General features: G+C 57.5%; 17 protein-coding genes. 12 read left to right on the forward strand and 5 right to left on the reverse strand.

What is annotated here, in order from left to right; genetic code table 11:
* Positions 1–7 precede the first annotated feature (7 nt).
* From GTQ55_RS15385 to GTQ55_RS15395, 3 genes are all read left to right on the forward strand, one after another.
* Positions 8–298, forward strand: coding sequence for a helix-turn-helix transcriptional regulator (locus GTQ55_RS15385; protein WP_202620635.1), 291 nt, complete (start codon positions 8–10; stop codon positions 296–298).
* Positions 298–2,682 carry a virulence-associated E family protein gene (locus GTQ55_RS15390; RefSeq protein WP_161859524.1) on the forward strand — a complete coding sequence of 795 codons (2,385 nt, stop codon included), beginning with the start codon at positions 298–300 and terminating at the stop codon, positions 2,680–2,682. The genes GTQ55_RS15385 and GTQ55_RS15390 overlap by 1 nt, the downstream gene beginning before the upstream one ends.
* 680 nt (positions 2,683–3,362) lie before the next feature.
* Entirely contained in the window at positions 3,363–4,280 is a 918-nt protein-coding gene (locus GTQ55_RS15395; protein WP_161859525.1) for a hypothetical protein, read from the forward strand.
* Here GTQ55_RS15395 and GTQ55_RS15400 read toward each other — a convergent pair.
* From GTQ55_RS15400 to GTQ55_RS15410, 3 genes are all read right to left on the reverse strand, one after another.
* Positions 4,246–5,319, reverse strand: coding sequence for a DNA methyltransferase (locus GTQ55_RS15400; RefSeq protein WP_161859526.1), 1,074 nt, complete (start codon positions 5,317–5,319; stop codon positions 4,246–4,248). The two genes, GTQ55_RS15395 and GTQ55_RS15400, sit on opposite strands and share 35 nt — an antisense overlap.
* A 180-nt stretch (positions 5,320–5,499) precedes the next feature.
* A complete protein-coding gene (locus GTQ55_RS15405) occupies positions 5,500–6,747 on the reverse strand; it encodes a tyrosine-type recombinase/integrase (protein WP_161859527.1) in 1,248 nt (415 codons plus the stop codon).
* Positions 6,748–7,105: 358 nt separating this feature from the next.
* The gene (locus GTQ55_RS15410; RefSeq protein ID WP_161859528.1) at positions 7,106–8,587 is read right to left on the reverse strand and encodes an MFS transporter; all 1,482 of its coding nucleotides are present in this window, start codon (positions 8,585–8,587) and stop codon (positions 7,106–7,108) included.
* Positions 8,588–8,927: 340 nt separating this feature from the next.
* Here GTQ55_RS15410 and GTQ55_RS15415 point away from each other — a divergent pair, with 340 nt between their 5' ends.
* From GTQ55_RS15415 to GTQ55_RS15440, 6 genes are all read left to right on the forward strand, one after another.
* Positions 8,928–9,281 carry a helix-turn-helix transcriptional regulator gene (locus GTQ55_RS15415; protein ID WP_161859529.1) on the forward strand — a complete coding sequence of 118 codons (354 nt, stop codon included), beginning with the start codon at positions 8,928–8,930 and terminating at the stop codon, positions 9,279–9,281.
* Complete coding sequence (locus GTQ55_RS15420) at positions 9,275–10,591, forward strand: type II toxin-antitoxin system HipA family toxin (RefSeq protein WP_161859530.1); 1,317 nt, start codon at positions 9,275–9,277, stop codon at positions 10,589–10,591. The genes GTQ55_RS15415 and GTQ55_RS15420 overlap by 7 nt, the downstream gene beginning before the upstream one ends.
* 185 nt (positions 10,592–10,776) lie before the next feature.
* Complete coding sequence (locus GTQ55_RS15425; RefSeq protein WP_161859531.1) at positions 10,777–11,256, forward strand: hypothetical protein; 480 nt, start codon at positions 10,777–10,779, stop codon at positions 11,254–11,256.
* A 27-nt stretch (positions 11,257–11,283) separates the two neighbouring features.
* On the forward strand, positions 11,284–12,021 hold the full coding sequence (locus tag GTQ55_RS15430; protein WP_161859532.1) for a CPBP family intramembrane glutamic endopeptidase: 738 nt from the start codon (positions 11,284–11,286) through the stop codon (positions 12,019–12,021).
* 265 nt (positions 12,022–12,286) lie between these two features.
* Positions 12,287–12,820 carry a hypothetical protein gene (locus GTQ55_RS15435; protein ID WP_237567713.1) on the forward strand — a complete coding sequence of 178 codons (534 nt, stop codon included), beginning with the start codon at positions 12,287–12,289 and terminating at the stop codon, positions 12,818–12,820.
* A 176-nt stretch (positions 12,821–12,996) separates the two neighbouring features.
* The gene (locus GTQ55_RS15440) at positions 12,997–13,461 is read left to right on the forward strand and encodes an FAD-binding oxidoreductase (RefSeq protein WP_161859534.1); all 465 of its coding nucleotides are present in this window, start codon (positions 12,997–12,999) and stop codon (positions 13,459–13,461) included.
* 69 nt (positions 13,462–13,530) lie between these two features.
* Here GTQ55_RS15440 and GTQ55_RS15445 read toward each other — a convergent pair whose 3' ends face one another.
* Positions 13,531–14,214 carry a spermidine synthase gene (locus GTQ55_RS15445; RefSeq protein ID WP_161859535.1) on the reverse strand — a complete coding sequence of 228 codons (684 nt, stop codon included), beginning with the start codon at positions 14,212–14,214 and terminating at the stop codon, positions 13,531–13,533.
* Positions 14,215–14,386: 172 nt separating this feature from the next.
* On the opposite strand from GTQ55_RS15445, the gene GTQ55_RS15450 reads away from it, so the two are divergent.
* The 3 genes from GTQ55_RS15450 (at position 14,387) to GTQ55_RS15460 (ending at position 15,419) form a co-directional block, all read left to right on the forward strand.
* Positions 14,387–14,560 carry a DUF2986 domain-containing protein gene (locus GTQ55_RS15450; protein ID WP_161859536.1) on the forward strand — a complete coding sequence of 58 codons (174 nt, stop codon included), beginning with the start codon at positions 14,387–14,389 and terminating at the stop codon, positions 14,558–14,560.
* Positions 14,557–14,937, forward strand: coding sequence for a VOC family protein (locus GTQ55_RS15455; protein ID WP_161859537.1), 381 nt, complete (start codon positions 14,557–14,559; stop codon positions 14,935–14,937). The genes GTQ55_RS15450 and GTQ55_RS15455 overlap by 4 nt, the downstream gene beginning before the upstream one ends.
* A 101-nt stretch (positions 14,938–15,038) precedes the next feature.
* On the forward strand, positions 15,039–15,419 hold the full coding sequence (locus GTQ55_RS15460) for a VOC family protein (RefSeq protein WP_161859538.1): 381 nt from the start codon (positions 15,039–15,041) through the stop codon (positions 15,417–15,419).
* A 106-nt stretch (positions 15,420–15,525) separates the two neighbouring features.
* On the opposite strand, the gene GTQ55_RS15465 is transcribed toward GTQ55_RS15460, so the two are convergent.
* Positions 15,526–18,063 (reverse strand): alpha-amylase family glycosyl hydrolase, encoded by a 2,538-nt coding sequence (locus GTQ55_RS15465; RefSeq protein WP_161859539.1) that lies wholly within the window; start codon positions 18,061–18,063, stop codon positions 15,526–15,528.
* Between the last annotated feature and the right edge of the window lie 40 nt (positions 18,064–18,103).

Here is an 18,103-nt window from a genome sequence, read left to right on the forward strand (position 1 = left end):
AAAGTCCATGTCTGCAAAGACTATGGCTCCGTCTGTTGCGTCCGCCGCAGCAGACGAGCAATCCGAAACCACCCTCAGCAATACCCTTTCCGATACTTCCGAGACAGGAGGTTTACCCAGACGCTGGCTGCGTGCCCGCGAGGCTGCCGCATATCTCGGGATCTGTTACCACCGCCTCGGCGTTCTCCGCGACCAGGGGCGTGGGCCGCAGTACCGCAAGTTCGGTCGCATGGTTGTGTACGATGTGCGAGACATCGACGCCTACATGGAAGCTCTGCCGGCACACGGGGGGCGCTAATGAGCGTAGAAAAAGAAAAGGCCCCTGTCCGAAAACAGGGGCCCCATCACCAACACCCACACCAAACCACACAGGAAAGTGCCAGCGAATTTTCCAGCGCATTTGGTGCGGAAACAATCACGGACTTGCCTGTCCCCGATACCGACGCGGCGGTTCGATTCCTTCAACAGTTCCGCCCGGGTGGGCCGTGGGTGCTTGCCGCCATTTCTCCTAGCGGCGAAAAGCCCAAAGTGCTCACAATGTCATTTGGCAAGGATCGCGTGTCGGACATGGCGCACTGGGTGCAGAGCTATCAGGGCAAACGCAATTTGTACTTCCACGTTAACCCAACAATGCGCCCGCTAAGCAAGAAGGCCGCGAAGTCCGATGTTGCCTCGCTGGACTGGCTACACGTGGACATAGACCCACGCCCGGGGGAGGACGTGCACGAGGAGCGCGAGCGGGCCCTCTCGCTGCTTACGACGGCGTTACCCAAGGGCGTGCCTGCCCCTACCGTCATCGTGGACTCTGGGGGCGGCTACCAAGCCTACTGGCGGCTGGAAACGGCGGAGCCCATAGACGGCGACGTGGCCACGGCGGAAGAGCTGGAGCGGTACACCCGGCACCTGGAGGCCGTGTTCGGGGCCGACAATTGCCACAACGTAGATCGCATCATGCGCTTGCCCGACACGGTTAATGTTCCGGATGCGAAGAAACGAAAGAAAGGACGCAAAGCTGCTCTGGCTCGGCTGGTTACGTTTACCGAGAACAGCTATTCGCTGGGCGAATTCCAACAGGCCCCAGCAACGAAGGCTGTCGTGCCCAGCAAGGGCGGCGAGCAGAGCTACACCCTGCCGGACAATCGGCCCCAGCTGGAATCGGTGGACGAATTGGACCAGTGGGGCGTACCGGACTGGTGCAAGGTGCTCATCGTGCAGGGCAACGACCCGGATAACCCCAGCAAGTATCCGTCTCGGTCGGAGGCTTACTACCACTGTGCCTGCGAGCTGGTTCGGTGCGAAGTGCCCGACGAGGTTATTGCGAGCGTTCTGCTGGACGAGTCCCACGGGATTGCCGAAGGCCCACGGGAGAAGCGTAACCCGGAGCAGTATGTTGCTCGGCAGATCGCCAAGGCCCACGAGGAAAAAGCCAAGCAGGACGCCGAACCAGCATGGAACCCTACCAACAAGCATGGCGGGCCTGTTCGGGGCCTTCACAACACCGTCGTGGCACTTCAGCGGCTGGGGCTGAAGTGTAGCCACGATCTGTTCCGTCGGTGCAACAACATTGGCCATCACGAGCTTCAAGAGTTCGCGGGCGAGTTTTCGGACCTTGCCGAAGTAATGTTGCGTAAGCTCATCCGCGAGCGATTTGGCTTCGACCCGGGCAAGGACTATGTAAAGGACGCGGTACTAGAGCTTTGTGCCGGGAATACCTACGACGCTCTCCGAGACCATCTTTCGTCCCTTCCGAAGTGGGACGGTAAGCAGCGCCTGGACTCGTGGCTGTGCGCATATCTCGGTGTGGAAGACAATTCCTACACTCGCGAGGCTGGTGCGCTGTGGATGCTTGGGGCGGTTGCCCGGGCGCTACAGCCGGGAGTCAAGTTCGACCATATGCTGGTGCTCGTGGGTGCCCAAGGGGTAGGCAAGTCAACGGCGCTCCGGATTCTCGCTGGCGACGAGTTCTTCTCCGATGCCAATTTCCTCGGAGCACGGGACTCTCGGGAGGTCCTAGAGGCTACCGAGGGAGCGTGGATTGTGGAGTGTGCCGAGCTCGCGGGTATGCACCGCAAAGACGCCGAGACGCTCAAGTACGAGATCACGAAGCAGGAAGACCGGGGGCGCCCAGCTTACGCCCGGAACCCGGTCACTGTGCCTCGCCGTTTCGTGCTGGCGGGCACGACCAACAGCCCCCGCTTCCTACAGGACGAAACCGGCAACCGTCGTTTCTGGCCGGTGGAGGCGGCGGAGACCGACCTGGAGGCACTGGCCCGCGACCGCGACCAACTGTGGGCCGAAGCACTTGCCCGCTACGAGGCAAGCGGCGGTAGGTGTCGTCTGTTCCTTACTGGCGAAGCCAAGCGGCTGGCGGAGGCTGCCCAGGAGGGGCGCCGCAAGGCCGACGACGGGCTGGTGGAGCAGTTGGAGAACATCAAGGCCGAGGGGCGCTACAAGGACGTATTAGCCGTAGCTACCGAGACGGTTTACGGCTTGCTGGGTATCCCCAACGAGAGACGCAGAGGCAAGCTGGCGACCGACGTGCAGCAAGCGATGCGGGTACTTGGTTGGGAGCCTACACCCAACGTGGTGCACTGGCTGGGCAAGAAGCGACGGCTGTACCTTTGGCGGGGCGAGGGTCCAGAGCCGGAGCTTGTTGCGCCGGACACACAGTTCGCGTCTTAACCACCAGCAGGGGCCTTCGGGCCCCTTTTTGTTGCTCGCCCGGGAGGACGGAACGCAAGTAACGTAAGAGGTAACGTGGTGGCAAGGCGCTGCGTTACCCCGCAACCCCTGTAAATACGCGGCCTGTAGCGGGGTAACGTAGGTAACGTAGGAATTGCCTACTTCTGGGTACGGTACTTCCCCTGGTCACTCGCCCACCGGGACGAACCACCTCCGTTGCCCTTTACCCCTTTTACCCTATTCCTACGTTCCCTACGTTACCTACGTTACCTAATGGGAAAAGCCTGTAATTACGGGGGCTACAGCGGTAACGTAGGAAGCAAATCCTACGTTATCCCTACGTTACTTTCGCCTCCCCCAGTGGGCATCCCATCCCCGGGCGACCACCCCGAGCCCGCGTAAGCCGCGAAACCCGCCCCAGACAGTCCGCCCACGGTTCGCTACTGGGCAAACCCGCCCACAGTCCCAGCCGCGCCAACAACCTGCGGGGATATTTAATTACCGCGAGGCCAGTCGGCGGCCATTAGCCCACTGGCTGGGCGGCACCCGCAGTCTCGGAAACTATCGCGCGAGCGCATATCTTCTCGCCATAACGCCCCACAAGCCGCTCGCCCCGGCCCGCTCGACAACGCAACGATTACCCGGTACTTTCGTACGGTTTACAGTAGTTTGGGATCGATATGCAGACGCAAGATGTAATCCGACTCGGAAGAGAGCACTTAAGGAGTATGTCCGGTCACGTCTTCGACGTACTGGAAGTAAAGGAACCCATTTCCCCGGATGCGGCGGTAAACCTTTCCAAGGTCATCTCCAAGCTGTCCCCTCTGGTGGGGAACATGATCGAGTTCAACTCGGTAGAATTCCTAAACGACCAAGAAGACTTTCATGGTCACGGAATTTGGCAGAGACAAGACCCCGGATTCCCGGACACTATTTTCCAGGGCGTTACGCCGACACCTGGCTTCGAGATTAAGGCTTGGTTCCCGCTAGCTACGGAAATTACTGCGAGATTCAAGGATAGCCAGAACCACTTTGCCCACGACCAAACGCATGTAGCGATGCTGGCATGGCTCCCCGAACAACTAATATTCGGTAAACCAAAAATCCTCGGAGTCTGCGTGGTGTCTGGCCTATCCGTCGCACAAGCTAGGGACAACCACTACCACAATCCTCCGGATTACCTTGTTTTGGAGCCGGAAGATACCGCAAGCCGAACGCAAAACCTCCAGCAGACAAATACAAACGGCTACAAATTCCAGGGCACACAAGAAGAGTTTCGCGAGGCACAGGAGCTTGTCGCCAGCTGGGGGCCAAACGCGATGCAATATTCCCCTACGCCCGAGTACCAAGAGAGGTTACGGGAACTTATTGCCCGATTTAGGTACCGCCTCGACACGAACTTTGCAAAGATGGACCGGATTGTTCACCCCGGGATCGAGGAGTTTAAAACCTCAATTTACCGCCTCAATTTCCATGGGAAGACAGTTGGGGAGTGGAATAAATTGCTGGGAAGCAAGGGGCGGGACGAAGAGATTCGCACCGCCCTTCAAGAGCATCTGGGGATTAGAGAAGAGGACGCTGAAGAACTTCTGCTTTAATTCGCTCCAGCCCATAGTAAAAATATGTCGGGTCTATCTCCGAAGAGAAGGCCCGACGGCCTAAGCGCCGCGACGCAACAGTTGCAGAAAACAAGCCGCCGAAGGGTTCCCAAACAACGTCATTCGAATCGGTGGATGCAGCAATAATTTGCGTCATCAGATCGAGTGGTTTCTGGTTAAGGTGCACGGCTTTCCCACCAGGAACAGAAAAGCGCTCTTTTCCCCGCAGCGCGGGCCGCTCCCAAACATTGGTAACACCATACGGGCAACGAAACTTCGCCCGCATACGACCCCACTGCTCGCCAGTTGCTGGCCGTTTTCCGTCGATAGAAAAATATGGTCGACCTTCCGGCTTGCCGTGTTCGTTGGCATAAGCCTGCAGTTTTTCGAACATCTCGGGAGGCGGAAAATACCAAAGGTGCCCCTTGTCGAGGTATTTACGCGCAGCCGCATCCTTTACACCGCATGCAGTGTTGGCTGCCTTTCTGGGCAAACCTGTCCGGGCCCACTCGCCGATTAGCCACTCGCGTAATGGGGTATCGCTTACTCGCGCCTCGAACACATACTGGACGCAAATCTCGGTGGTAACGGGAAAACGGCGTATCTTTGCGGTATTTACGTTGCCTGCAATATGCCCCTTACCTTTGTTCCAGGTGTTTGCGTTCACATAACGCCAGCCATACTTCTCCAAGATTGGGTGCACAGCAGCCCAACCGATTTCGCTGTTCCAGAACCAGAGAGTGGTCTCCGCTGTTGCGTACTTGGACCACTCTGCGATGTGAGGTTCATACCATTCAGGCAAGCCCAGGTGGTCCGAAGTGTCGCCCTCAAAACCAAGGACGCCATATCCGCCATCACTAACGATGCAGGTTGGGCGCTCCCAGTGCCGATACTGCTCCACGCTATCGCCGCAGGTAACTCGCACGAGCTCATCTTCCCAAATGGATTGCTCCAGGGCTTCGGTTCTTTTAACTGCACGCCCTCTGCCCACTGTACTTGTGCGCTCCATTTTCTTGGGCGCTTTCACTGTTTCATTCATACGGAGTTTCTCGTAAGCCGCACCCCCAGAACAGAGAGACCCGGGATTCCCGGGTCCTGTTCGGTCGATTGCGTGGTGCGGTAAGTATTTTTGGCAACTGGGTGGCTAGCAGCAGCGAATACCGCTCATTTCTCGACCAATTGCGTATAGCTTCCATTTTCTCATTTTCAGAGAGCAACTTCATGCGACTTTTGCGCGCAATGGGACCACCTTCCCCTCCCCATGTATCCTCCCCTGTAGGTAGGCCGTTACCCGCCCGGTACAGCGCCGCAGGTGGTCGCCCAGCTCCGTGCCGTGGATGTACCCACCAGTCACATCGCCAATCTTGTGGTTCACCAGCAGCTTCACATCGTAGTCGGCGAGCCCAGCAGCCTTGGCAGCAGTAACGAAGGAGTGCCGCATCACATGCGGGCTGGGCAGGCCCAGGTGCCGCGCATCCACCCCGGTAAGGTGCCCACTTTGGGAGCGGGCGGAAGGGAATATCCAAGGGCAATCCTCGCCGAAGACGGCCCGGTTCTCTGCGATGCGCTCCTGGAGCAAGCCAACCACATAGTCGGACAGAGGAAGGTCGAAGGCCCGCTCTTCTCCGCCCTTGGGCTTAGGGACGTGCAGAAAGCCGTTCTTGGGGTCGAAATGCTCCACCCGGGCGGAGCCAGCAGCGGCCCGGCGCATTCCGGTAAAGGCGAGGAACAGGTACCAGTCCCGGGCGATTGCGCTGGGCAGGTTCTGTACAGCTTCCCACCACGATGGCCAGTCCTGCACGAACGTCTTGCGGCCAACCTCCTTGTTAAAGTCCACCGCCTCGGTAGGGGGCGGCGGCAGGTCGCGCTGCTTGCGGCGGGCATAGCGGTACACGGCCCGGAGGAAACGCATGGTCTGGTTGGCACAGATGGGGCCGTGTTCTTTAGTAATACTGCGGTGTAGGGCGTCCACACCGAAGGTGTCGTGGCCTATCTCCTCCAGCGGGCGGTCTGCCCAGTGGGCAAGGTACAGCCGGAGGTACTTCCGATAGCCCTTAATAGTGCTGGCTTGCCGGCCCATCCGCTCGCGGCTGTCCAGATAGCCCTCCGCTGCCATGCCCAGGGTGTACACCAGTTTCTTGGGCTCCTCGGGCGGCTTGTTGGGGTCGATGCCCTGGCGCATTAGGGCGATCACCTCGCGGGCCTTGTCCCGGGCCTCGTCCACCGTGCCGAAGTCCCGGACGTCCCCCAACTTAACCCGGCGAGTGCCCACCATGGCCCGCTTCCCGTCTGGGCCCTTCTCGGCGCTGTAGAGGTCGCGCTGTACGGTGTAGACCTTGCTGTTGGCGTGCACCGTAACCATTAGGCCGCGCACCTCGGTATCCCGCACCGAATACGAGAGCACCCGGCCCTTTTCGTTGCGCTTTGCCCACGGTAGGGCCCCCACATTCTTAAGCGTTAACCGCATCGGCTTTTTCTTGGCCATTCTTGGCTCTCCTCCTGCTGTTACTGGGTGTTTCCGTTCGCGAACCGTTTGGTAGCCGGGGCAACCCACAGCGAACCGTTAGCGAACTTTCTGGGCCACGGACTTACGCAGCCTTAAGCAGGAATCATTGAGTAAAGAGGGGCAGAAGCAAGCGTTTATGCGGGCTACAGCGGGGCCTAGCCATCTTAAACAACAAGGAAGGAATTAAACTGAAGGAACAAAAAAGCCCCGACAAGCGGAGCAAGGTACTAAGTGTAAGCGGCCCCCGCTGCGGCCAGCGGGCACTCTCGGTTGAGTGCCCCGCTTACCGGCAGCAGGGAAGAACGGGAAGGGGGGAAGATCAGGCCGCGACCGGCTCTGACGGCACCGGCAGTACCTCGTCTTCCTGCACGAAGAACACCGAGATAGCACCGAACACCATAAACACACCAGCCAACATGATGATGTAGATCGCCTGGTTGTCGAACAACCCCGCCAGGATCGGTCCCGCCACCAGTGCAGACAGGATCTGCGGCGCGGCGATGGTGAAGTTGAAGATCCCCATATACACACCGGTCTTACTGGCCGGCAGCGAGTCGGAGAGAATGGAATACGGCATCGCCAGGATTGCCGCCCAGGCAATACCGATACCGATCATCGGCAGCAGCAGGCCGAGCGCACCACTGGGCACGGTCACCTGGGTAATCAGCAGGTTCACCTGGGTTGCTTCGCCGCCCTTGAACAGCACAAAGCTCATGTAACCCAGACCACCCAGCAGCAACGACAGCGCGTAAGTCGGCTTGCGTCCCAGCTTGCTGGCAACACGGGCCAGCACGATGGAGAAGAGCGCGGCAAACAGCGAGTAGGCGGCAAAGATGATACCCACCCAGTCACCCGCGGCGCCCTTGGCCGCGGCAATGTGCGCGGGAATCTCACCCACCGAGTGCAGGTAGTCGGAATCGAACCACTTGGCCTCGACACCCCACACGTGCTGGGTAATCGCCGGGGTGGTATAGACCCACATAATGAACAGGGAGAACCAGGAGAAGAACTGCACCACCGCCAGCTGGCGCATGGTTTTGGGCATATTGACCAGCAGTTTGAAGAAGCCACCCAGGCGCTGCGGCAGAGACTTGCGCTCCGCCAGCTCGCGAGCCACTTCCGCTTCATCAATACCCTTGTAAGCGTTGTATTCCTTGGGCGCGTACTCCTTGGTACGGAATACGGTCCACAGCACCGAGCCCAGCAATACCGAGGCACCGATATAGAAGGCCCAGATCACCGAAGGCGCCACCTCTCCCGCGCGGGAAGTGTTGTCCAGCCCGATCACATTGGTAAGGATAAACGGCAGCATGGAACCCATCACCGCACCGATGTTGATCAGCAGGGACTGCACCGAGTAGCCCACGGTACGCTGCTCTGAGGGCACCATATCCGACACCAGCGCGCGGAACGGCTGCATGGTGACATTGAAGGCCGCGTCCATCAGCGCCAGCATCACACCACCAAACAGGATCGGCGCCACGAACGCCACCACGATGCCGGCATTGGGCATAAACGCCATGCCGAGTGCCGCGGCAATAGCACCGAACAGGATATAGGGGTTGCGACGGCCGAAGCGGTTCCAGGTGCGGTCGGAGGCGGAGCCGACAATCGGCTGCACGATCAGGCCCATCAGGGGCGCGACGATCCAGAACAGGGACAGCGAGTGCAGGTCGGCACCCAGGTCGGACAGAATCCGGCTGGCATTGGCGTTCTGCAGGGCAAAGCCGAACTGCACACCAAGGAAACCAAGGCTGACATTCCACACCTGCCAGAAGGGGAGTTTGGGCTGCTTCTTCATCTCTCTTCTCTGATCGCTTCGTTATTTATTGTGATACTGGACTGTGATTCCAGCCGCACCGCCGCCACGAAGGCCCGGTACGGGTTTCTGGTTGTGGGGAATTCTCGCGGTTAGCGCGAGTAATCGCCTCCTCCGGGAAGGGGGCGGAGGTCAGCCGCAGGGCAACAAGCGCATAGCAGCACCGGAAACCATAAAGTCCCATAAAATGGACACAAAGCCAGTAATTAGAGATAAAGTTCTTTTTTTAGCACTTAAAAATATCTTAAATATAGCCCCTTAAAGTGCTACTTTTGACACACAAAGCCAGCCAAAACCCTTAAAGTTACCTAATTGGCACATTATGGACATTTCCAGACAGTCCCCCGCCGCCATTGCCGAAGCGCTCGGCCAGCGCCTCAAGCAGGCGCGGCTTAACCGGGACATCACCCAGGCGGAGGCGGCAGAGCTCGCCGGCGTCTCCCGCAAGGTGGTGCTCAATGCGGAAAAGGGCAAGGTACAGCTGGAGTCACTGATTGCGATCCTGGCCGCCCTCGACCTGACCGCGCAGCTGGACAACTTCCTGCCCCCACAGCCGCCCTCCCCGATCCAGCTGGCAAAGCTCCAGGGCAAACGGCGGCAGCGCGCCTCCGGGCAGCGGTCCGGGACCAAGGACAAACAGGATAACGACGACCAGGAGGAAACCCCGGAATGGTGATGCAGGCGATCGAGGTCCTCTATAAAGGCAAAACCGCCGGTGGCGTCAGCTTCGATACCGACACCGGCATCGGCGCCTTCGAATACGCCCCCGACTTTATCCACAGCGGCATTGAACTCTCGCCCCTGAAAATGCCCCTCGCCCGGCGCATCTACTCCTTCCCGGAACTGCGCTTTGAAACCTTCCGAGGCCTCCCCGGTCTGATCGCCGACTCCCTGCCGGACGACTTCGGCAACGCCGTGCTCAATACCTGGATGGCCAGCCAGGGCAAGAACCCCGCCGACATCACCCCGCTGCAACGCCTGCAGTACACCGGCAGGCGCGGCATGGGCGCACTGGAATACGCCCCCGCCACCCGCATCAAAAAGCTCAACGCCTCCCAGGACATCGCCATCGACGAGCTGGTGGCCATCGCCCAGGAAGTACTCGACCACCACAGCGGCTTCAACGTACACCTGGACAAAACCGGCGAGGACAACCGCGAGGCGATGATGGCGCTAATGTCCGTCGGCATGAGCGCCGGCGGCGCACGCCCCAAGGCCGTACTCGCCTTCAACAAGGACTTCACCCACGTGCGCTCCGGGCAGACCGAAGTACCCGAAGGCTTCACCCACCACCTGATGAAGTTCGACGGCGTCAGCGAGCACAACAAGAACCAGGAAACCTTCGGTGACCCCATGGGCTTCGGCGCCATGGAATACGTCTACCACGAGATGGCCAGCAACTGCGGCATCGACATGATGCCCTGCCACCTGCTGCGCGAAGGCGACCGCCGGCACTTTGTCACCGAGCGCTTCGACCGTCGCGGCAACGACAAAATCCACATCCAGACCTTAAACGGCATCGCCCATGTGGATTACAAATCCCCCGGCACTTTCTCCTATGCCGAGCTCTTCTCCGTGGCGCGCCAGCTCAAACTCAGCGCCAGGGAAGCCGAACAACTGTTCCGCCGCATGGCCTTCAACATCATCGCCCGAAACCACGACGACCACGCCAAGAACTTCGCCTTCCAGCTGACCGAAAAAACCTGGCAGCTGGCCCCCGCCTACGATCTCGCCTACAGCTACAAACCCGGCAGCCGCTGGGTCAACAGCCACTGGATGAGCCTGAACGGCAAGCGCGAAGACTTTACCCGCGCGGATCTCTACAGCCTGGAGAAAATCAGCCCACTGTTTTCCCGCAGAAAGATCGACGAGATTGTGGATGAGGTGGTTGAGGAAGTATCGCGCTGGAGAAGCCTGGCCGAGGAATACGAAGTGCCAGAGCCTCTTATTGAGGAAATTGAGATGAATCTTCGGTTGAATATCTAGGGCTCGACACTCCAACGAAAATATCGAAAAAAGAATAAGAGTAAGAGCGCGCAATCAACAAAATCGCATACGATAAATGCCAATATATATACATATTGCCCATGCCCATGCCCATGCCCATGCCCATGCCCATAATTAGGCATAATGGCTATACCTGAGCATTTTGAATAAAACTGTTAGCTGCTATGAAGAACATGATGCAGGGTCTCATCGCGGTACTACTCATATCTATTATGAGTGGCGCTGTTGCGTATAGTGGTCGCACGGTTGAAGAATCTGGCCTTTCTGGCTCTTGGTGGCCTAGAAGAAATCTTGATGAGGTCGTAACGGAAATCAGCAAGATGAAACCCACTGAAATCACTTTACAAGTGAGCCCGAAAAATCAAGCACGAATCACTCGGGCGTATCCTGACGGCTCCATTGAAACCACAGAATCTATTAGCTTCCAGCAAGTTGGAAGCCTCTTCTACTGGAAGTTTAGGCGAGAGGACGGACTTGAATATCAGCTAGTACTAGGCGGTTGGAAACTGAAAGGTCGTAGGAGTATTTTGTTTGGGCATCTATATCTAGCGAACTCAAAGCATGGGCTTTTTAACGGCTGGCCTGTCACCGTGCAGCTAACCAATAAAGGCACCGAACACGATAACACAGCGCCGGTGCTTTAGGCGCTAGAAGGCACTGGAGGCTATAGCATGCCTGAGACTACGCTCTCGCAGCGTCCTGTTTCTCCTTGGACATTCCGCGCCGGACTGCTGGTGCTGGTTTGTTTCGCATTGCTCTATACCTGTACTAGCGCAGCACACATGCTACTGGTTAAGCATGCCATCGGATTCGAGGCTTACCTGGGAGATGGCCCTGGCCTACCGCAACACCTGCTATTGACCCTTCAACTCACTAAAGCTGTACTACTTCTAGGCGTGTTAGCGGTCGCACTGCAACGCCGTGGTCTCGACTGGGCGACGTTAGGGCTGCGGCCAACAACGCGCAAATGGCTAATGCTGGCTGTGCTTGTCGCTGTCGCGGGGCTATTAATTCGCTTAATGCTGGCGCGCTGGATGTCGGTAGCTGTACCTGACTGGGCTACTTTTATGCGGAGTCCGTACGGCAGCGTTGATAGTGGCATGATGGTAAGCATTGCGCTTGGATTTTGCACTGTGCTGCTCACGCCATTTGCCGAAGAAGTTTTTTTCCGTGGGTTTCTGTTTACCTGGATGACTGGTCATCGCCCGGTATGGCTGGCGATGCTGGTAAGTTCATTAATTTTCGGTGCAATGCACATCATTCCACCGCAAGCAATCAGCGCTGCACTTATGGCCCTGGCGCTTTGTGCACTCTACTGGTTCAGCAATTCATTATGGCCACCGATACTGGCACACGTTATCGGCAACGGCATTGCCTATTTTTCTATGCTGGCAAACAGCGCGTCTTAGGGTACGGCTGGGTGCATTCTAACAATACATATGAGGGAGAGCGGTGAGGACCATTTTTAGCCAAGCATCCAGACTAAAAACAGCTAAACCGTAGAAAAGAGCTGGACATCAAAAAGCAAGCAGAGATTGAAAAAGCCAAGAAATAGGGATGGTTGTGATGCCATATAAACGCAAGCAGTTTTGTACGGATCGCTGCGCTTCCATTTTGGCACAAATGCTACATACTATTGGCCACTCCTGTCGCGGCCGTTAAGCCAAAATAAAAATGAAAAACGTAGAATCAAGCTGCTGGAGAGTAATGGTCTTAGTACTGTCAGTTACGGCAGTTCTTATATTTTTCCGACTCCATATTTTTTTGACGGTAACTCCATTCGAATGTTGGGGTTTTGAAGACGTGTGGGACCACCGCCCAGACACCTTGAATCCATTTTGGATGTATACGCTAGTATTTTTATTGCTTACTGCCTGGTCACTTCTGGAGTTGGCACTTGGCGTATTTTCAAAAAGTCAGCGGTTTGTTCCGTTTGTTTCGCTCGTATTGATGATTTCGGTTTTATTCGGGCATTTGCACTTTTGGCAAGCATTCCAGGTTACGCGTGGAGAAGCGGAATTTAGTCACTTTACGCTTGAGCTGGTTCACTTTAGGCGACCTGAGCCTGAAGAGAGACGTTCGGACTTTCCTCCAAGCTGGCAGGAGTATTTAATTGAAAATAGGTGTTCTAAAGGTTTGGCGATTTCAAGTATGTCAGATCAGGAACGGGAAGAGCTTCACAGGAAGTATCTGGAGCTCTGGGACTAAGATCTTAACAAAGTGCAGTAATGGGACACCTAAATTTGTACATTTCAGCTGCAGCGACACTAATCAGCGACTGTGATTAGTAGTAACCTAAAAGCCTAGACAAGTACCCGGGGCGATAACCCAGGATCTGCCCCCCAACACCTCGTAACAAACCCGAGCAATCATAAGTCAGTTTTATGCAATTTCTTCTCATCGCATTACGCGCACTTACCGTATGGTCGCTTCTCTGTTCTCAGGCTCTCGCCGTGGAGATAGAGCCATTTACCTCAGACGGCTGCAGTGCCTTCCCGGACGGGACCATGGAGCAGGAAGAACTGTGGCTGGAATGCTGCAAGGCGCACGATTACGCCTATTGGAAGGGAGGCTCCTACGAGGAGCGGGTCGCGGCCGATGAAGCGCTTAAGGCCTGCGTGGCGAAAACCGGGCAGAAGGAGGTGGCGGCGCTGATGCTGGCCGGGGTGCGGATTGGCGGTACGCCCTACCTCCCCATGGATTTTCGCTGGGGGTATGGCTGGCCAGTGGGGCGGGGGTATAAAGCGCTTTCTGCGGAGGAAGAGGAAGCGGTCAGGCGCAGCGAAGCCGCTACCAATTCAAAAAAAACGGATGAATCTCGAATAATGACTGAAACTGCGGATTTTTAGAGCGAAAATGAAGACCTGATCACGCAAATACCGCAGCCTGTCGGACGATTACCATCGATGAACCGTCTGTCAGCCCGACTTTTTCCTGGCCACAAATATGGCGTGCCGCGCGCCCTTACCCGGGCGTTCGCGCACGGTCTTTACCTCTACGCGGAATCCCGCTTTCTTGAGTCGCCCCACATAAAACGTATCGGGTGATGCCGACCACACTGCGAGAACTCCACCCGGGCGCAGGCTCCGGTAGATACTGCTGGTCCCCTCGACCGAGTACAGCCAGTTGTTGTCACTGTGGGTCAGGCCCTCGGGGCCGTTGTCCACATCCAGCAATACTGCGTCGTATTCACCGCTGCGGTTCACCAGCAGCTCTGCCACATCGCCGATGTGTACGCCCACACGATTGTCATCCAGTGGTCGACCGGCACACTCCCCCAGGGGACCCCGGTTCCATTCCACTACTTCCGGGATCAGGTCGGCGACGATGACGCTGGCGTCAGGCGACAATACATCGAGGGCCGCAGCCAGGGTGTAGCCCATGCCCATGCCGCCCACGACTACGCGGGCGCCCTTGTGGCTCTTAAGATGCGCGCAGCCCAGCACCGACAGCTGCTGCTCGCTATTGAATCGGCGGCTGTTCATCAGCTCGCCCCGGGGGCCGGACAGGGAGATGGAGAATTCCTGGTCGCGCTGACGCAGCGTGAGCACGCCACCATCATTGGGAATCTGGGCGGTACCAAGTTCGATCCAGGGCTTCATGGTGTGGCTCGCTTTCGGGTGAGATGGTGGCGCAGTAGATCGGGCGAGCAATGTAACACAAGCGCCCGCCTTGTTGGTTAGCTGCACGGGTGACGCTAATATGACCGACAATCCGTTTAAACTGGCGTCTAGCCACGCGAGTCTTTTTACCCACAATCCGAGCGAGTGCTGCATGAATCGCAGGAAAAAAGTCAACCAGATCCTGAAGAAGAAGGCCAAGAAGGCCAACGACAAGCTTAATCCCAAGAACAAGCCACGCTACGTGTCGAAGGCGGAGCGTGCACAGCAGGCGCAAGAGGCCGACTCTACCGGCGCGGACAATGTATTGAGCAGAGAACCGAGATGAATTTAAACCAGGTCACCATGCCTGTATCGGATATGGATGAAGCAACCCTTTTCTATCGGAAGATGGGATTCCTGCAGATTGTCGATACTCCACATTACGCCAGATTCGAGTGCCCGGACGGTGACGCCACCTTCTCGCTTTCATTATCTGATGATGCCGGTGTGGGCTCCGCCATTGTTTACTTCGAGCATGAAGACCTGGACTGCTGGGTCGGGCAGCTGAAAGAGAAAGGTTTTACCTTCGCAGAAGAGCCTAAAGATCATTCGTACCTGTGGCGTGAGGCGGTACTCTTCGACCCGAGCGGTAACAAATTGAAGTTATATTGGGCGGGCGAGAATCGTAAGAACCCACCATGGCGCGTGGAGCGCAGTGCATAACGAGCCGCTTCGCGCGCTTGCTCAAGTGCATATTTACTGTGATCATCCCCGCGCTTACAAAGGATAACTTGACGCCATTTCACAACAGATAAGGAAAGAATATGTTTAGCCATGTCATGCTGGGCGCAAATGATATTCAGGAGTCCAAGAAATTTTACGATGCCATATTGGACGTGATGGGGCACAAGCCCGGCGTTGTTGACGAGAAGGGCCGCTGTTTTTACTTCAGTAAAACCGGCGTATTTGCGCTGAGCGTGCCAATTAATGGAGAACCGGCCAGCAAAGGCAACGGTAGCACCATTGGCTTTGCAGCAAGCAGCACAGAAGATGTGGACAAGTGGCATGCCGCGGGCGTCGAAAATGGCGGTGCGCCCTGTGAAGATCCACCCGGCGTTCGGGAAGGTGGCGGCATGAAGCTGTACCTGGCCTACCTGCTTGACCCCTCCGGCAATAAAGTATGTGCAATGCATCGCCTTGACTGAGTCATCGCACTACAAAGAAATCGCACTACAAAAAAAAAGACCCGGGATATCCCGGGTCCTTTTTTATTAGCATCTGTATATGCCTAACGCTCTGCCCTGACAAATGTCAGTGCAGCACGATCACTTCATTGGCATCCAGGTTCAGCACCGCGGAACCACCGCTCACGCTCACAGAATCGCTGCCAACATGGCTGCTGTACTGGCCATCCGCCAGCGCGAGATTACTGACGCTGATGGACGTACTGCCACCGCGGTTCACGGCCACGGTGACCACGTCGGTGCCTTCGATCCGTTCAAACACCAGGACATCACTGTTCACCCAGCGCTCGTTGTAACTGCCAGAAGCCAGTGCCGGACTGTCTGCACGCAGGCTTGCCAGTGCGCTGATGAGCTGGAACGCCGGGGTGGACTGGCTGAACGACGGCATACCCTCGCGGTTGAATGGGTCGTGGCCTACCTGACCATCACCGTTGGCGGTAAACCAGGTGCTGTTCTGCTCACTGCCGTAGTAGATGGTGGGAATGCCCGGCAGCGTCATCACCAGAGCCATGCCCAGATTCTGGCGCGCGTCTGCCAGTGCCTTGGAAAAGCCCTTGCCGGTGCGGCCGTTATCCACAGGGCCGGTTGTCTGCAGGTAAACGCTGGTGCGTGTGGCATCGTGGTTGTCGAGGAAGATCGGCTGCCAGCTGTCGCGGCCGTTCATGGCGCCCGGGCGGGAACCGATATGATTACTCAGTTGTACCATGCTGAGATCACCGGCAATGGCGCTTTCGATATGGTTGCGCAGCTGGAAGTCCAATAGCTCGGAGCCGCGCCCTTCATTCAGAAACTGCATCGACAGGCTCTCGCCGGCACCCGCGCCATACCACTCCCCAAAGACATACACATCCGGATTCTGCGCGCGTACGGCACTGGTAAAGCGGTTGATGTAGCTCGGCTCGATATGCTTGATGGCATCAATACGGAACGCATCCACGCCGTGGCTCATCCACTTCAGTGCGGCATCGATCAGGTACTGGTCCGCCGCGCTGTTGCCACTGGTACCGTGATTGAAGTCGGTAAGGTTGAACAGGGTTTTGTTGCGGAAGGCCCAGGGGTCATTCCATTCACCGCCACAGGTGGTGGTGGGATCGCTGTCGCCGCAATCGGCGATGGCGCCATTGTGGTGGTACCAGGTGCCATTGTCCTGGTTGCCGTCGGTAATAAATGTGCCCTCTTTGTAGAGTGCGCCGAACTCGTACTGGTCGTCCTGGTTAGAGTGGTTGAGGGCGATATCCAGCACCAGCTTCATACCGCGCGCTTCCATCTCCGCATCCAGCTGGTCCACCAGCGCCCAGTCCCCCAGGTGCTCGTCCACTTCATAGAAGTCGCGTCCCCAGTAGCCGTGGTAGGCACCTTCGGAGCCGGAATTGTCGATGTTGTCGTTCAGCGGCGTTACCCAGATGGCGCTCACCCCCAGTGCCTCAAGGTAATCGAGCTTGTCGATAAGGCCCTGGATATCGCCCCCCCAGTATTTCTTCCACTCGGACAGTCCGCCGGCCGATTTTGAGGTGGAGGTGGCCGCGGCGTTGTTGCCATTGTCGTTGGAGGTGTCGCCGTTGTGGAAGCGATCCAGGAACACGAAGTAGATGCTGCGGTTGCGGAAGTCCGCTGTGGGGGGCGGCGCATCGCCACAGTTCTCACCGAGACCGGTGGTTACGCTGACCAGGCTGTTGCTGTCGCCATCGACGACGATCTCGGTCCAGCCGCTGGCGGGTTGGTCTATGGCGGGGAAGGCATCACTGCCCCAGGCACCGTCGGGATCGACCTTGAAGCGTGGGCCGCCGTTGGCGTCTCCGCTGGTGAAATTGCGGCAGGCCTCGTACTGGCCGGTGCCGGCGATCTGGCTCATCAGGTCACCCTGGGCCCAGCTGTTGTGGGTGCCGCGCAGGTGCAGTGCTTTAGCGGCCACAATGGCACAGCCATCACTGTCTACCGGGGTGCCCGCGGGTGTATTGGGGCAGAGATCGGCAGCGTCGGCCACACCGTCGCCATCGGCATCCGACGCGGGGGTACCGCAGTTCTCGGCGAGGCCTTCATCGGTACTGATGTTGCCGCTGGCGGCATCGAAGGTGATGGCCACCCAGCCGGCGGCTACCGTGTAGTCTGCGGCGGGCAGTTCGTCTCCACCCCAGCCGCCATTCGGGTCGACCTTGAAGCGCGGATTCGTATTACCGGTGAAGTCCTGGCAGGAGGTGTAGATATCGGTCTCGCCTTCACGAGCCAGCAGGGTGTCTTCCGCCCAGCTGTTGAAGGTGCCGCGCAGGTGGTAGTCGGTCCCGGAGGGGCCGCCGGCGGCAATAATCTGGTAGTCGTGGGTATCGGTGTAGAACTCAATATCCCAGGTGCCGGCGAGAACGGAAATATTACCGCCGCCCTGTACGCCATTGAGTCCGTAGTTCTCGCTCCAGTCACCCCAGCGGTCGAACTTGATATTGCCATCGGCGGTGAACACCACATCCTCTGCGAGCATGGTGTTGCTGCCGACGTCCTGCATCTGGTCCGCCTGCCAGTTGTTGTGGGTGCCGCGCAGGAACCACTCCGCCTGCGCCACAGAACTCGCGCCCAGCAGCAGTGCCGCCAGGGCCAGGTAGCTCTTTTTCATTGTCATCATCTCTGGTTGATTATTGTTATCGGTCCTTGGT

The sequence above is a fragment of the Microbulbifer hydrolyticus genome (genome assembly GCF_009931115.1).
Classification (GTDB): Bacteria; Pseudomonadota; Gammaproteobacteria; order Pseudomonadales; family Cellvibrionaceae; genus Microbulbifer; species Microbulbifer hydrolyticus.